The organism is Mesorhizobium sp. YC-39 (assembly GCF_025753795.1).
In the GTDB taxonomy this organism is placed as follows: Bacteria; Pseudomonadota; Alphaproteobacteria; order Rhizobiales; family Rhizobiaceae; genus Mesorhizobium.
Genome location: NZ_JAOWPS010000003.1, coordinates 206,864 through 221,715, shown reverse-complemented (window position 1 = coordinate 221,715; position 14,852 = coordinate 206,864). Strand labels below are relative to the sequence as shown.

Sequence of the window (14,852 nt, the reverse complement as noted above, 5' to 3'; positions counted from 1 at the left end):
GGCATGATGCTGCGCTTCTGGAGCGCGCAGGACGGCACCATGATTTTGGCCGAATTGTAACAAAGCCGGCTTAGCATTGCGGATTTTGACAATGAGGTCCGCAAGGGCCGCGAAACATGCGGTCTGGGACCCGGTTGCCGGTGGAAGATCAGTTCAAGCGCAGTGGTGGCGACAGTTCACGCATCCGTAGCCTTCCGCCAGATGCCGATGCGGGCCTTCGCACTAGATCGAGGGAACTTCTACATTGTCGATCAGCCTGGTCTTGCCGAGCCAGGCCGCAGCGAGCAGCCGGCCGTCGCGGCCATGCCGCCAGGGGGCAAGCGTCAGGCTCTCGCGCGCCGCGACATAGTCGACCTTGTCGAAGCCGGCCTTGACCAGTGCGCGGCTGGCCTCGGCAATTGCACTGTCTTCATCGCTGCCGGCCGCAAGCGTCACCGCCGCCCGGCGCAATATAGCGTTGAGCTGGCGCGCCACATCCAGCTCGGCTTCGCTGAGATAGGCGTTGCGCGACGACATTGCGAGGCCATGCGCATCGCGCACCGTCGGTGCGCCGATGATTTCCACCGGCAGGTCGAGATCGCGGCAGAGTTGCCGGACGACGCAAAGCTGCTGGTAGTCCTTTTCGCCGAAGACCGCGCAGTTGGGCGACGCCTGAAGGAAGAGCTTTGCCACGACAGTCGCGACGCCGTCGAAGAAGGTCGGCCGGAAATCCGACTCCAGTCCAGCGGTAGGCCCGCCGACCGAGATTTTCGTGGCGAAACCGGCCGGGTACATCTGCGTCACATCGGGCGTGAAGGCGAGCTGCGCGCCGACTTGCCGTAGCCGCTCGAGATCGCGGGCGAGCTGGCGCGGGTATTTATCGAGGTCTTCGCTCGGCGCGAACTGCGTCGGATTGATGAAGATCGAAACCACGCAGCGATCGGCCTTTTCGAGGGCGATCTCGACCAGCGAGATGTGGCCGTCATGCAACGCGCCCATGGTTGGCACCATCGCAACGCTGAGGCCATCGCGACGCCAGTCGCGGATTTGCGCGCGAAGGGCGGTCACGCTGTCGACGACGAGGGGACGGCTCATGCCTTGTCCAACGTATCGTTCTTGTTGGTAGCGGCGGGAAAGACATGGCCCGGACCGGGAAACGTCCGGTTTCGCACCTCCGCGGCATAGCTGGCGGCGGCACCAGAGATGACGCTGCGCAGATCGGCATATTGCTTGACGAATTTCGGCACGCGGTCGACGGTCAAGCCCACCATATCGTCGATGACCAGGATCTGGCCGTCGCAGTCGCCGCTGGCGCCGATACCGATGGTAGGGATGGAGATGTGCCGGGTGAGGTCGGCTGCGACGGTCTCGACGGTGCCTTCGATGACCACCGAAAACGCGCCGGCCCTTTCGACAGCGTCCGCATCACGAAAAAGCGCCGCTATATTCTCCTCGCTGCGGCCCTTGATCTTGTAGCCGCCGTCGCTTTCCACCGATTGCGGCAGCAAGCCGATATGCCCCATGACCGGAATGCCGGCCGCAACGATCGCCGCGATCTGCCCGGCAACGGCGACGCCGCCCTCCAGCTTGACCGCCTGGCAACCGGTCTCCTTGACGATTCGCCGCGCCGAGGCGACGGCTTGGCGCGCCGAGCCCTCATAGCTGCCGGCCGGCATGTCGACCACCACACAGGCCCTGGCCGAACCCCGCATCACCGCCTGCCCGTGCGCGATCATCATCTCCAGCGAGGCGCCGAGCGTGGTCTTGTGGCCATGCAGGACCATGGCGACACTGTCGCCGACCAGAAGCAGGTCGACATGGTCGTCGAGCAGGCGGGCGACAGGATAGGTGTAGGCGGTAAGGCAGACGATCGGTATGCCGCCCTTGCGCCGGCGAACGGAGCTGGCGCTGATCCGCGGATCCGCGTCGGATGCGTCTGGGGCCAATCTTCATCTCCCTTAACCAATCAGCCATACGCCATATCGGGCGCGCGGAGCTTTAGGAAGACGAGGCAAGCTTGGCAAGCATGCGCCCCGCGAACCGAAGGCCGGTATCTACCTGCTAACGACCATTTGTACGGCACCTCAGGCAAAAGTCTTGCCTTCGCGATGACCTGACGCCATAAGCAGGCAACGGGCGCCCGCCGCGAGGATTTGGATGAAAACTTTCCTTCTGCAGTTTTTCACCTGGTGGAACGGCCAGACGCTGGGAACGCGCTTCCACACCTGGCGGTACGGCAAGGAAGTCGGGCAGGACGAGACTGGCAACGTCTACTACGAGGGCGGTGTCGATTCAGAAGGCCGCACGCGCCGTTGGGTCATCTATCGCAACTATTCGGAAGCTTCGGAGATCCCGCCAGGCTGGCATGGCTGGATCCATCATCGCGTCGACGTCGCGCCGCCAAGCGAAAGCTACAAGCCACGCGATTGGCAGAAATCGCATCAGCCGAACCTCACCGGCAGTGCCGCCGCCTATCGCCCCAAGGGTTCCGTGCTGACCAATCAGCACCGCCCGCAGGTGACAGGCGACTACGACGCCTGGACGCCCGGGTCATAGCCGCTCGTCAACGCGGATCGATCCTTTATCGCCACAATTGGCGTTTAGCTGCTTGCTGATCTTCCAGCAGCGACTAGCCTTGGCGATCGACAGAATCACCCCGGGCGCAACCACCGGTATCCCCGCATGAGCATTTTCGGCCGAACTTCGATGGGCGCACTGACGGCGATCACTGTCGCTTTTGGCGCTTTTGGCGTGGCCGCCGCGCAGACTCCGGCAGCTCCGGATCCGGCGGCTCCGGCTGCGCCGGCCGCGCCGGCGGCGTCGGATCGCATCACCAATCCTGTCGCCGAGTTCGCCGGCATCGACAAGATCACCGGCCGCATCATCACCTTCGATGTCTATATCGACGAGACGGTGCAGTTCGGCGCTTTGCAGGTGACGCCGCGCGTCTGCTATTCGCGGCCGCAAGACGACCAGCCAAAGACTGATTCCTTCGTCGAGGTCGACGAGATCACGCTCGACCGAAAGATCCGCCGCATCTTCACCGGCTGGATGTTTGCCGAAAGCCCCGGCCTCAATGCCGTCGAGCACGCCGTCTACGACGTCTGGCTCAAGGGCTGCAAGCAGAAGTCGGAGGTGCCGGCGCCCGATTCGGCCAAGGTCGATACCGGGAAACCCAAGGCCAACCCCGATACCGCCGAGCCGGACACCAGCAAGACCAACTGATCCCCCGGAACCGCTATACGCGCCATGCGTTAGGACGGACGACCGCGCATCGATGCGCAGGGAGGCTCTCCGATGTCAGACAGCAAGCGGATCACGGCCAGCAAGAAAGAGCTGCTGGAACTCGAGAAGGGATTCTGGACGGGCGACTCGGCCTACTATGCGGCCAATGCCGACACCGAATGCCTGGTGGCATTTCCAGAGATGGCACAGGCGATGGACAATGCGGATCTCGCCAAGACCGCAACCAATCCACATCGTTGGCGCAACCTCGACATCGAGCTCAAGGGAATAATCGAGCCGGGCAGCGATATCGTCATGCTGACCTACGAGGCGCATGCAACGCGGGAGAATGGCGAACCTTATGCGGCGCTGGTCAGCACCGGCTATGTCCATCGCGTCAACGGCTGGAAAATGATGTTCCATTCGCAAACGCCAATGGAGCCTGCTGCGAAAAATTGACTGAGCGGCTCGTCAGGGGAAAAACACCGCTTCGCCCTTCAACGCCTCGGCCAGCATCTTCTCATATCTGCCGCGCGGCACATCGACGGCGCCGAAGCGCTTGAGGTGCTCGGTGGTGAACTGCGTATCAAGCAGCACGAAACCGCGCGCCTTCAACCGCTCGACCAGGCGCACGAGGCAGGCCTTCGAGGCGTCTGTTTCCCTGGCGAACATGCTTTCGCCAAAGAATACCCGGCCGAGCGAGACGCCGTAGAGGCCGCCGACCAGGCGGTCCTCGCGCCAGGCTTCGACCGAATGGCAATGACCCATCCGATGCAGCTCGACATAGGCTTCGCGGATCGGCGCATTGATCCAGGTCGATCGGCGCTCCTCGCGCTTTTCGGCGCAGCCGTCGATCGTCGCCTCGAAATCGAAGTCGAAACGGATGTCGAACAGATTCCTCCGCAGCGTCTTCCTCAGGCTCTTCGGCGTATGGAACCCGTCGAGCGGGATGATGCCGCGTGTCTCCGGCCGCACCCAGAACACTTCCGGGTCGCTGGCACTTTCGGCCATCGGGAAGACGCCCGAGGCATAGGCCTTGAGCAGAAGATCTGTCGGGATGCGATAGCCTGGCGCGTAGGGACGGGTCATCGCGGCATTATTGATGGCTATTCCTCTTTGGCCAGATATTTTTCCAGCCAGTGGATGTCATAGTCGCCATTGGCGATATCGGCGTTGCCGACAAGGTCACGAAATAGCGGCAGCGTCGTCTTGATGCCGTCGACGACGAATTCGTCGAGCGCGCGGCGCAGCCGCATCATGCATTCGACGCGGTTGCGGCCGTGCACGATCAGCTTGCCGATCAGGCTGTCATAGTAGGGTGGGATCTTGTAGCCGGAATAAACGCCGGAATCGACGCGAATGCCGAGCCCGCCCGGCGTATGGAAATGCGTGATCGTGCCGGGCGAGGGGGTGAAGGTGCGCGGATCCTCGGCATTGATGCGGCATTCGATGGCGTGGCCGTTGAACTTGATGTCCTCCTGCCTCACCGAAAGCCCGCCACCCGAGGCGACGCGGATCTGCTCGTGCACGAGGTCGATGCCGGTGATCGCCTCCGTCACCGGATGCTCGACCTGCAGGCGGGTGTTCATCTCGATGAAATAGAACTCGCCATTCTCGTAGAGGAATTCGATGGTACCGGCGCCCGAATAGCCGAGATCGGCGATGGCCTTGGCGCAGACGCCGCCAATATGCGCGCGCTCCTCGGCGTTGAGTGCCGGCGAGGGCGCCTCTTCCCAAACCTTCTGGTGGCGGCGTTGCAGCGAGCAGTCACGCTCGCCGAAATGCACTCCGCGGCCAGCGCCGTCGCCGAACACCTGGACCTCGATGTGGCGCGGTTTTTCCAGGTATTTCTCGATATAGACGGCGTCATCGCCGAAGGCCGCACCCGCTTCCGAACGCGCCGTCTGCAACGCGATTTCAAGCTCGGCCTCACTGCGCGCCACCTTCATGCCGCGTCCGCCGCCGCCGGCCGAAGCCTTGATGATCACGGGATAGCCAATCTCGGCGGCGATGCGCCTGGCCTCTTTTTCCTCGGTGACCGCGCCGTCGGAGCCGGGCACGACCGGAATGCCAAGGCGTTTTGCCGTGCGCTTGGCCTCGATCTTGTCGCCCATGATGCGGATATGGTCGCCGGACGGGCCGATGAAGGTGATGTTGTGCGCGGCGAGGATGTCGGCGAACTTGGCATTTTCCGACAGGAAGCCATAGCCCGGATGCACGGCGTCGGCGCCGGTGATCTCGCAGGCCGCGACGATCTGGTGGATGTTGAGGTAGCTGTCGCGCGACGGTGGCGGGCCGATGCAGACGCTCTCGTCGGCGAGCCTGACATGCATTGCGTCGGCGTCGGCGGTCGAATGCACCACCACCGTCTGGATGCCGAGCTCCTTGCAGGCGCGCAGCACCCTCAGAGCAATTTCGCCGCGATTGGCGATGAGGATTTTCTGGAACATTTGGCTGTTCCCGGCTCTACTCGATCACGACGAGCGGCATGCCATATTCGACCGGCTGCGCATCCTCGAACAGGATCGCCGTCACCGTGCCGCCGCGAGGCGAGGGGATCTGGTTCATCGTCTTCATCGCCTCGATGATCAGCAGCGTCTGGCCTTCCTTGACCTTCTGGCCGACCTCGATGAACGGCTTGGCGTCGGGCGACGGCGCCAGATAGGCGGTGCCGACCATGGGTGAAGCCACCGCGTTCTTGGACATTTCGGCTGCCGCCGGTCCGGCCGCGGCAGCCGCGGGCTGCGCCGCCGGCGCGTAGGCGGGCTGCGGCGCGGCAACCGCATGCACGGCCGGCGCCTGTCGCGACACGCGCACCTTCAGGTCGCCCAGCTCGACCTCGATCTCGGTGAGGTTGGTGTCGTTCAGTATGCCCGCCAGATCGCGGATAAGCTGCTGGTCAACACCGGTCTTCTTTATCGACATTTTCGAGCCTTCTGTTTGTTGGCCGGTCATAGGCGTGCGGCCAGCGCCTGCAGCGCCAGCGTGTAGCCGAGCGGCCCGAACCCGCAGATCATGCCGACGGCGACAGGCGAGACCATGGATACGTGGCGGAATGGTTCCCGCGCATGGATGTTGGAAAGATGAACTTCGGCGACGGGCAATGGCGCTACGGCGCGGATGGCGTCGTGAATGGCAATCGAGGTGTGGCTGTAGGCGCCCGGATTGATGACGATGCCGGCAGCCTTGTCGCCAGCCTCCTGGATCCAGTCGACGAGATCGCCCTCATGGTTCGACTGGCGGAAATCGATCTCGAGCCCCAGCGCCGCACCCGCTTGCTTGCAATCTTCGGCGATCGCGGCAAGCGTCTTGCCGCCATAGATGCCCGGCTCGCGCTTGCCGAGCGCGTTGAGGTTGGGACCATTCAGGACGAAAACCGTTTTCAAATGCCGACCTTTCCCGGCACCGGCCTCAAGCCGGCGCACTGGGCCTCTATAATGGGCTTAGACGCCTGCGAAAAGAGCGCAAGTGCGTTCTTTCGCTGTCCACAACAGGCGGGAAATGGCCCGCGGCGAAAACCAGTGCCGATCAGAGCGCGGCCTTGGCCGCCTCGATCTTCTCCGCCAGCACTTCCTGGCCGAGCGCTCCGAACACTACCTCGTTGCCGACCACATAGGAGGGCGTTCCGGTGATGGCCAGCTTGTTGGCAAGGTCAAAGGTCTTGGAGAAGGCTTCGGTGATCGAAGGGTCCTTCATCTTCTCGCGCAACGCTGCTTCGTCGGCGCCGAGCGACAGCGCCACCTTGATGGCCGTGGCCTCGGTGGCGCGCCCCTGGCCGCCGAGCAGCGCGTTGTGGAACTCGCCATATTTCTCCGGGTGCATCAGATGGAAAGCCATCGAGACGACGCTTGCCTTTTGCGAATCCGGGCCGAGGATCGGGAATTCCTTGAGCACGAAACGCAGATCCGGATCGGCTTTCGTCAGCGCCTGCATGTCCTCGATGGCGCGTTTGCAGAAGCCGCAATTGTAATCGTAGAACTCGACGATGGTGACCTTGCCGTTCGGATTGCCGACGACGCCGTCGAAGGCCGAGTTGAAGATCTGGTCCTTGGCATTTTTGATGACGCCGAGGCTGGCGATCCGCTGCTCTTCCTTCTGCTTGGCCTCGAGCGCGTCCTGGACCTCCAGCAGCACTTCCGGGTTCTTCAGGAGATAGTCGCGGATGATGCCCTCGACTTCCGCGCGGTCGATCTTGGTATCCCCAGGCATCGCTTGGGCGAGTTGAGCCGTATCGGCCTTTGCCGTCTGCGGATTTCCGGCCACGAATCCGAAAGCCAGCATGGCGAGAGCAACCGCCACTCCCGTAGTGCCGAGCAGAATTGCCTTTTTCATCATCCGTAATCCTCTTGCCTGGTTTCCGGCCCGATTGGTCTGACTACCGATTGGCCTGACTATATGTCGCCGCAATTGCCGGAAGGTTCACTTTTTCTTGCCCGATGGCGCGTAGTTTATGATGTCCTGCGCGCGAAGCCAGCCCGGCTCGCCGCGCTTCAACTTTTGTTGCGCGCGCATGGCGAAGATCTTCGCATTCCTGTAGTCGCCGGAATAGAAATGGCCTTCCGCGGTGGCAAGATCGGCGGCCGGGATCTTACCGAGCTCGCCATAGGCCTGCGCCAGATAGCGGTAGCCGGCAACATTTTCCCGGTCGCGCCCGAGCCCCTTGTTGATTTGCACCACCGCCTTCTCCAGCGAATCCGGCGTGCCGATGGCCATCAGCGCCTGGCCGTAGGAGACTGGCAGCAGTCCGGATCGCGCGGGATCGAGGCTGGCTGCCTTGGCATAAGCTTCCGAGGCATCCTTCGGTTTGTTCGCCTTCATCAGTATGTCGCCGCGCAATTCCTGGAAATAGGGGTTTTTCGGCTGCGCCTTGATCAGCGCATTGGTCTTACTGAGCGCGGCATTGAGATTGCCGTAGAGATAGGTCGTCTGCGCAAGGCCATATTGCGAAGCGAGGCTGGCGGGATTCTTGCGCATCAGCCGCGACGCGGCGGCCTGGCCACCCATATAAGCGGCGATCTTGATGCGCATCATGTCGTGCCGCTGCTGCAGCGCTGGCGGGTCGACCTTGTCGACGTAGGGGCTCTGCTTCACCAGGACTTCAAGATTGGCGATACGCTCCCGCGGCATCGGATGGCTGATCCGGTAGGGATCGACCTGCGCGCCCGACAGGGACAGGGCGCTCTGGAAGCGGCCGAACGTCTTCAGCATGCCCATGCCGGACTGGCCGGTGGCGTTGAGATAGGTGATTGCCGAGCGGTCGGCGGTCATCTCTTCGGTGCGCTGATAGGCAAGGATGCTGCGTTGCGCCATCTCGCCGCCGCCTGCCGCAACGCCCATGCCGGCGCCGGCGAGGCCGCGGCTGTTGGTCGTGGCGCCGGCGACGATGGCACCGGCGCCAAGCAGCGTCGCGATGATGGCCATCGTCTTGGCGCGTTCGAGCTGCTCGCGCAATTTCTGCTGGTGACCACCGGCGATGTGGCCGGCTTCATGGGCGATGACGCCAATGATTTCATTGGGCGTTTCCGCTTCCATCAAGGCGCCGGTGTTGATGAACAGACGGCGCCCGGTAACAAAGGCGTTGAAACTCTGGTCGTTGACCAGGACGATGTCGATGGCATCGTTTGACAGGCCCGCCGCTTTGAAGATCGGCCGCGCGTAATCGCGAACCAGGGCTTCGATCTCGGCATCGCGCACGACCGGCACGTTTTGCGCGAAGGCATTGACCGAGCCGGCCACGGCCAGCATCACGGCAAGCCAAAGCGTCGCGAAGACGCGCGCTGTCCCGGCAATCGTCGATCTGGGTCGGCTCAACATGGCAGGTCCACTGGTAGACGAGCGGGCGAAGGATGAAAAGTCGGCACCGAAAACTTACTGAACTTGTGATCCTCACATCAATCGGGCATTTGTGCGGCGCGGCTGCCGGGGCCAGCGGCTTCGGGCGGCAGGATGTGAGGTCAGATGGTTGTTTCACTTTCACGCCGCGGTGAGGTCGAGCCGTTCCACGCCATGGACATTCTGGCGGAGGCGAATCGGCTGAAGGCGTCGGGCGTTTCGGTCGTTTCCATGGCTGTTGGTCAGCCGTCCGATCCCGCGCCGACCGGAGTGAGGCAAGCGGCGGCTCACGCCTTGAAGATGGGGCTCATCGGCTATACCGATGCACTGGGCTTGGCCGGCCTGCGCCGGGCAATCGCCGAGCACTATGCAGACCACTACGGGCTCGATGTCCCGCCCAGCCGGATCGCCGTCACCACCGGATCGTCGGCGGCCTTCAACCTCGCCTTCCTGGCAATGTTTGATTCGGGCGATCGCGTCGCCATTGCAGCACCTGGCTATCCAGCCTATCGCAACATCATGGCGGCGCTCGGCATCGAGATCGTCGAGATCGAGCTTGAAGGCGCTGCCTATCTTCATGCCGGGCATCTGAAGGCCGCGCACCGCAAGAAGCCGCTGAAGGGCGTCCTGTTCGCCAGTCCGGCCAACCCCACCGGTGCCGTTATCCCTGCCGATGAGCTGTCGGCACTGGTCAAGACCGCGCAAGAGCTGGGCATCGCCGTGATCTCCGACGAGATCTATCATCGGCTGGCCTATACCGCGCCCGACACGACGGCGCTTGCCCATGGCCCTGATGTGACGGTGATCAATTCCTTTTCGAAATACTATTGCATGACCGGTTGGCGCATCGGCTGGATGGTGCTGCCGGAAGAATTGGTGCGGCCGGTGGAGCGCATCGCCCAGAGCCTTTACATCTCGCCGCCCGAGCTTTCCCAGATCGCGGCGATAGAGGCGTTCAAGGCGACCGGGGAGCTGGAGGTGGTGAAGGCGCGCTATGCGGGCAATCGCGAGCTGTTGATGAAGCGTCTGCCGGAACTCGGCTTTGCGCTGGCGGCACCGATGGACGGCGCCTTCTACGCCTTTTGCGATGTCACCAGGCATACCAACGACAGCATGGGTTTCGCGCGCAGAATGCTGGCCGAGGCGCATGTCGCGGCGACGCCCGGCCGCGATTTCGACCCGCTCCAGGGCCATCGATATATGCGCTTTTCCTATGCCGGCAGTCACGACGACATGGTCGAGGCGTTGGCGCGCATCGAGCGCTGGCTGAAGTAGCGAGGACGCGAATGCCGGAACTCGAACAGGCTTTGGCCGAAGTCGCCGCCGAAATGGCGGAAAGGGCGGATCGTGGCGAGGTCGCCACCTACATTCCGCAACTCGGCAAGGTCGATCCGAAGAAGTTCGGCATCGCCGCCGTGACCAATGATGGTCGCGTGCTGATGGCGGGCGACGCCGATGAACCATTTTCCATCCAGAGCATTTCGAAGGTTTTCACGCTGACGCTGGCGCTCGGCAATGTCGGTGATGCGCTGTGGCAGCGTGTCGGGCGCGAGCCTTCGGGCAACCCGTTCAACTCGATCGTCCAGCTCGAGCATGAGAACGGCATTCCGCGCAATCCGTTCATCAATGCCGGCGCTATCGTCATTTCCGATATTCTGCTCGCCGGCCACCAGCCGCGCGAGGCGATCGGCGAGATCCTGCGCTTCATCCAGTTCCTGGCCGATGACGACACTGTTGTCATCGACCGCGAGGTCGCTGCCTCCGAGCGCGCCACCGGCTATCGCAATTTCGCGCTTGCCAACTACATGAAATCCTTCGGCAATCTCCATCATGCGCCGGAGCTGGCGCTCGGCGTCTATTTCCATCACTGCGCCATTGCCATGAGCTGCCGGCAACTGGCGCTGGCCGGCCGCTTCCTTGCCAATGGCGGCAAGAATCCGGCAACCGGCCATTCCGTCGTGTCGGCCGAACGCGCCCGCCGCATCGGCGCGATGATGCTGACCTGCGGTCACTATGACGGCTCGGGCGACTTTGCCTTCCGCGTCGGCATCCCGGGTAAGAGCGGCGTCGGCGGCGGCATATTGGGGATTGTGCCGGGCGTCGCCTCGCTTGCCGTGTGGTCACCCGGCCTCAACGCCAATGGCAACTCCAAGCTGGGCTCGATCGCGCTGGAAAAGTTGGCCAGGATGATGAACTGGTCGATCTTCGCGCCGTAGCGTCGGAAGGCAGCACCCAGACAGGAAAAATCCCGCACCTCCTTTCGGAACGTGCGGGATTATTTGATCAGAAAATCATTACAAACAGCTGAAAATATTAGAAAAAGCCCTTCCTCTGCCACCAGCCTGCACGCTTCGGCTTTTCCTCGGTCTTGGCCTCTTCGGCGACGGTCGACGAGACCACCGGCACGACCGGGGCATCGATTGCCACAGGCTTGCGCCGGGTCGGGCGGGCATTGGCGGGCGCCTCCTCCTCCTCGACCGCCGGGGCGGCCGGAGCAGGCACAGGCGTCGTCGCCTCGGCTGGTGCGGCATCCTCGACAGGGGCCGCCTCGGCTACCGTCTCGGCGGCAACTTCCACCGCGGCCTTCTTCGACCTTGATGCGCGCTTCTTTTTCGGCTTTTCGGCGCTCGGCACGTCGTCGTTGGCGGCAGAGGGAAGCTCTTCCGCCGATACCGCCGCCACCGTCTCGGCCACGGACTCGATTGCCACGGCTTCGCTTGCCGGCGCATCGGCTTCGGCGCTTTCGACGGTCTCGCCGGCTACCGCTTCGGTCGCGTCTTCGCCGTCTTCGCGGCGATTGCGCTTGCCGCCGCGCTTGCCGCGCCGTCGCTTCTTGCCTTGGCCGTCATCCGAAGCTTCCGCCGCATCGATGACGCCGACCGGTGCTTCCTGGTCGGTTTTGGCATTTTCATCGCCGGCATGTTCAGCGCCGGTATTTTCATCATTTGTCGCTGTGGCGGCGCCAGCCGCCGGCATCGAGACGGAAGCACCTTCCACCACCGGCGCGCCATGCTCGCGGTCGCGATCCTTGCCGCCACGCCGTCTGCGGCGCTTGCGGCGCTTGCGATCGCGGCCTTCGCCATCCTCACTGGGCCTTGGCTGCTGCGGCTGCTGGCCATGGCGCGGCTGCTCCGCTTGCACGGGAGCCTCGTCCTCATCCTCGATGACGATTTCGTCCTCGGGCTCTTCCGGCTCAACATAGCTGGGCAGGCTGCGCGCCTCGACGAAGCCCTCCGGCTTTTCCGCCAGCGCGCCGCGGAAGATCGCGTAATGCTGGGCGCCGACCGTGTCGTCGGCCTCCATGGTGATGGTCAGGCCAAAGCGGCTTTCGAGTTCGACCAGCGTGCCGCGCTTGTGGTTGAGTACGTAGAGCGCGGTCGCCGCCGGCGTCCGCACCGTGATGTGGCTACGTGAATCCTTGAGCAGGAATTCCTCGATCGCCCGCACCACCATCAGCGCGACGGATGAATCGGAGCGCACATGGCCGGTGCCGCCGCAATGCGGACAGGGCTTCATCGTCGATTCCAGCACGCTGGCGCGGATGCGCTGGCGCGACATCTCCATCAGGCCGAAATGCGAGATGCGGCCGACCTGGATGCGGGCGCGATCGTTCTTGAGGTGATCCTTCAGCCGCTTCTCGACGGAGCGGTTGTTGCGGTTCTCCTCCATGTCGATGAAGTCGATGACGATCAGGCCGGCAAGATCGCGCAACCGAAGCTGCCGCGCGACTTCCTCGGCCGCTTCCAGATTAGTGTGGAGTGCCGTGTCCTCGATCGAGTGCTCCTTGGTGGAGCGGCCCGAATTGACGTCGATGGCGACCAGCGCTTCGGTCTGGTTGATGATGATGTAGCCGCCGCTCTTCAGCGTCACCTGCGGCTGCAGCATGCGGTCGAGCTGAGCCTCGATGCCATTGCGCACGAAGATCGGCGTCGTGTCGCGGAACGGCTGCACGACCTTGGCGTGGCTCGGCATCAGCATGCGCATGAAGTCCTTGGCCTCGCGGTAGCCTTCGTCGCCGGAAACCAGGATCTCGTCGATGTCCTTGTTGTAGAGATCGCGCACCGAGCGCTTGATCAGGCTGCCTTCCTCATAGACCAGGGCAGGCGCCGTGGACTGCAGCGTCAGATTGCGGACGTTTTCCCAAAGCCGCATCAGATATTCGTAGTCGCGCTTGATTTCGGCCTTGGTGCGGCTTTCGCCGGCGGTGCGCAGGATGACGCCCATGCCTTGCGGCACTTCGAGATCGGCGACGACCTCCTTCAGTCGCTTGCGGTCCTGTGCGTTGGTGATCTTGCGCGAAATGCCGCCGCCGCGCGCCGTGTTCGGCATCAACACCGAATAGCGGCCGGCAAGCGAGAGATAAGTGGTGAGCGCCGCACCCTTGTTGCCGCGCTCTTCCTTGACGACCTGCACCAGCAGGATCTGCCGGCGCTTGATCACTTCCTGGATCTTGTACTGGCGGCGCACCGGCTTGCGGCGGTTGCGCACTTCCTCCAGTGCATCCTCGGCGCCGACCGATTCGACCTCATGGTCGTCCAGATGCGAGGATTGCACCTCTTCCAGCATGCCGCGGTCATTGTCGGAGGACGTGGCTTCGCCACTTGGGTCGGCGGATGTGGCTTCGACGTTGGGCTCCGCCTGCGGTACTGATTCGGAAATCACATCGGCTTCGACGATTGCCGCAATCGACGTCGGTCCGCCTTCGGAAGGCTCGGCCTCGCCCGATTCCGTGGTGTCATTGTCGGCGACCTCGTACTCAGTGACGTGCTCGGCCGCTTCGGACGAATCGTCCGCATTTTGCGAAACCGCGCCGGTGCTTTCGGCGACGGCATCCTCGCCAGTGTCGCTGCTTTCGTCACTTTCGCTGGAATCGGCGGCACCTGCATCGCGCTTGTGTTCGCCGCGCTCGCGGCCCTTGCCGCCACGGCGGCGACCCCGCCGGCCGCGATCGCGGCTCTGGCGGTCGTCGCCTTCGCCGTCCTCGTCTTCTTCGTCCAAGGCTTCCTGCGCTTCCGCGCGCAGCAGCGCCTGACGGTCGGCGACCGGAATCTGGTAATAGTCGGGGTGAATTTCACTGAAGGCGAGAAAACCGTGACGGTTGCCGCCATATTCGACAAAGGCTGCCTGAAGGGAGGGTTCGACGCGGGTTACGCGGGCGAGGTAGATGTTTCCTTTGAGCTGCTTCTTGTCCTGCGATTCAAAGTCGAATTCTTCGATACGGTTACCGCGAACGACGACAACACGTGTTTCCTCCGGGTGGGAGGCGTCTATCAGCATCTTGTTGGGCATTATTTCGTTTCCCGCCGGCAGCCGTCATCGGTCGCAGGTCGCGGGGCAAGGCCCGCCGCTGCGGATGAACATGGGTGCCGGACATTTGAACATCCGCCGGCCGCCGCTTGAGCGCCATGACGGTGCCGCCCGCTGCCACAATGGCGCGGTTTGCTGCGGACCTTTCCATGATTGCGCTTGAAGCCATCGTAACCAGCGGATCCTTTTTGAACCAAAGCCCGGAAAATCCGGACCAGCTTGTTTGCTCGTACAGAGCCGGCGCGGAACAATCCCGGCCGTTTTCCTCACGCAGGCGATTCCCCCGCCACGGGCGCACACCTGCGAAATTCGTCGCGATCACCTGATGCCTTTTCGCCTGAAGCGAAGGAGCCGCCTTTCGTCTAACCTGATAGCAGGAAGCTGCGGAAGAGGACGGTTCCAGGATTGCAGTGATCCACCATCGCTTTTATGATTTGGCGGGTTGGAAGGCAACCCCGATTTCCGATGCCGGCAAAAAGCAGTTCCGTTACGGCAAGTACAGGGTTTCC

14 protein-coding genes are annotated in these 14,852 nt (G+C 63.0%); 5 read left to right on the top strand and 9 right to left on the bottom strand.

What is annotated here, in order from left to right; all coding sequences use genetic code 11:
• Positions 1-222: 222 nt before the first annotated feature.
• Entirely contained in the window at positions 223-1,074 is an 852-nt protein-coding gene (gene panC / locus OHD62_RS17765) for a pantoate--beta-alanine ligase (protein ID WP_263784167.1), read from the bottom strand.
• On the bottom strand, positions 1,071-1,925 hold the full coding sequence (panB, locus tag OHD62_RS17760) for a 3-methyl-2-oxobutanoate hydroxymethyltransferase (RefSeq protein ID WP_263784166.1): 855 nt from the start codon (positions 1,923-1,925) through the stop codon (positions 1,071-1,073). Before panB ends, panC begins: the two co-directional genes overlap by 4 nt.
• Before the next feature lie 211 nt (positions 1,926-2,136).
• On the opposite strand from panB, the gene OHD62_RS17755 reads away from it, so the two are divergent.
• The 3 genes from OHD62_RS17755 (at position 2,137) to OHD62_RS17745 (ending at position 3,663) form a co-directional block, all read left to right on the top strand.
• On the top strand, positions 2,137-2,535 hold the full coding sequence (locus tag OHD62_RS17755; protein ID WP_263784165.1) for an NADH:ubiquinone oxidoreductase subunit NDUFA12: 399 nt from the start codon (positions 2,137-2,139) through the stop codon (positions 2,533-2,535).
• 126 nt (positions 2,536-2,661) lie between these two features.
• Complete coding sequence (locus OHD62_RS17750) at positions 2,662-3,204, top strand: DUF2155 domain-containing protein (RefSeq protein WP_263784164.1); 543 nt, start codon at positions 2,662-2,664, stop codon at positions 3,202-3,204.
• 72 nt (positions 3,205-3,276) lie between these two features.
• Positions 3,277-3,663, top strand: coding sequence for a hypothetical protein (locus tag OHD62_RS17745; RefSeq protein WP_263784163.1), 387 nt, complete (start codon positions 3,277-3,279; stop codon positions 3,661-3,663).
• Positions 3,664-3,675: 12 nt separating this feature from the next.
• Here OHD62_RS17745 and aat read toward each other — a convergent pair whose 3' ends face one another.
• The 6 genes from aat to OHD62_RS17715 form a co-directional block, all read right to left on the bottom strand.
• Positions 3,676-4,293, bottom strand: a complete 618-nt coding sequence (gene aat / locus OHD62_RS17740) for a leucyl/phenylalanyl-tRNA--protein transferase (protein ID WP_263784162.1) — start codon at positions 4,291-4,293, stop codon at positions 3,676-3,678.
• Positions 4,294-4,310: 17 nt separating this feature from the next.
• Positions 4,311-5,654, bottom strand: coding sequence for an acetyl-CoA carboxylase biotin carboxylase subunit (gene accC / locus OHD62_RS17735; RefSeq protein WP_263784161.1), 1,344 nt, complete (start codon positions 5,652-5,654; stop codon positions 4,311-4,313).
• Between the two features lie 16 nt (positions 5,655-5,670).
• On the bottom strand, positions 5,671-6,129 hold the full coding sequence (gene accB / locus OHD62_RS17730) for an acetyl-CoA carboxylase biotin carboxyl carrier protein (protein WP_263784160.1): 459 nt from the start codon (positions 6,127-6,129) through the stop codon (positions 5,671-5,673).
• Positions 6,130-6,155: 26 nt separating this feature from the next.
• Positions 6,156-6,590: a type II 3-dehydroquinate dehydratase gene (aroQ, locus tag OHD62_RS17725; RefSeq protein WP_263784159.1), complete on the bottom strand. Its 435-nt coding sequence runs from the start codon at positions 6,588-6,590 to the stop codon at positions 6,156-6,158.
• A 142-nt stretch (positions 6,591-6,732) separates the two neighbouring features.
• Complete coding sequence (locus tag OHD62_RS17720) at positions 6,733-7,536, bottom strand: DsbA family protein (protein WP_263784158.1); 804 nt, start codon at positions 7,534-7,536, stop codon at positions 6,733-6,735.
• Between the two features lie 87 nt (positions 7,537-7,623).
• Entirely contained in the window at positions 7,624-9,018 is a 1,395-nt protein-coding gene (locus OHD62_RS17715) for a M48 family metalloprotease (RefSeq protein WP_263784157.1), read from the bottom strand.
• Between the two features lie 144 nt (positions 9,019-9,162).
• Here OHD62_RS17715 and OHD62_RS17710 point away from each other — a divergent pair, with 144 nt between their 5' ends.
• Together OHD62_RS17710 and OHD62_RS17705 are read left to right on the top strand one after the other, a co-directional pair.
• On the top strand, positions 9,163-10,311 hold the full coding sequence (locus OHD62_RS17710) for a pyridoxal phosphate-dependent aminotransferase (RefSeq protein WP_263784156.1): 1,149 nt from the start codon (positions 9,163-9,165) through the stop codon (positions 10,309-10,311).
• Between the two features lie 11 nt (positions 10,312-10,322).
• Complete coding sequence (locus tag OHD62_RS17705) at positions 10,323-11,252, top strand: glutaminase (RefSeq protein ID WP_263784155.1); 930 nt, start codon at positions 10,323-10,325, stop codon at positions 11,250-11,252.
• A 97-nt stretch (positions 11,253-11,349) separates the two neighbouring features.
• Here OHD62_RS17705 and OHD62_RS17700 read toward each other — a convergent pair whose 3' ends face one another.
• The gene (locus OHD62_RS17700; protein WP_263784154.1) at positions 11,350-14,325 is read right to left on the bottom strand and encodes a ribonuclease E/G; all 2,976 of its coding nucleotides are present in this window, start codon (positions 14,323-14,325) and stop codon (positions 11,350-11,352) included.
• Between the last annotated feature and the right edge of the window lie 527 nt (positions 14,326-14,852).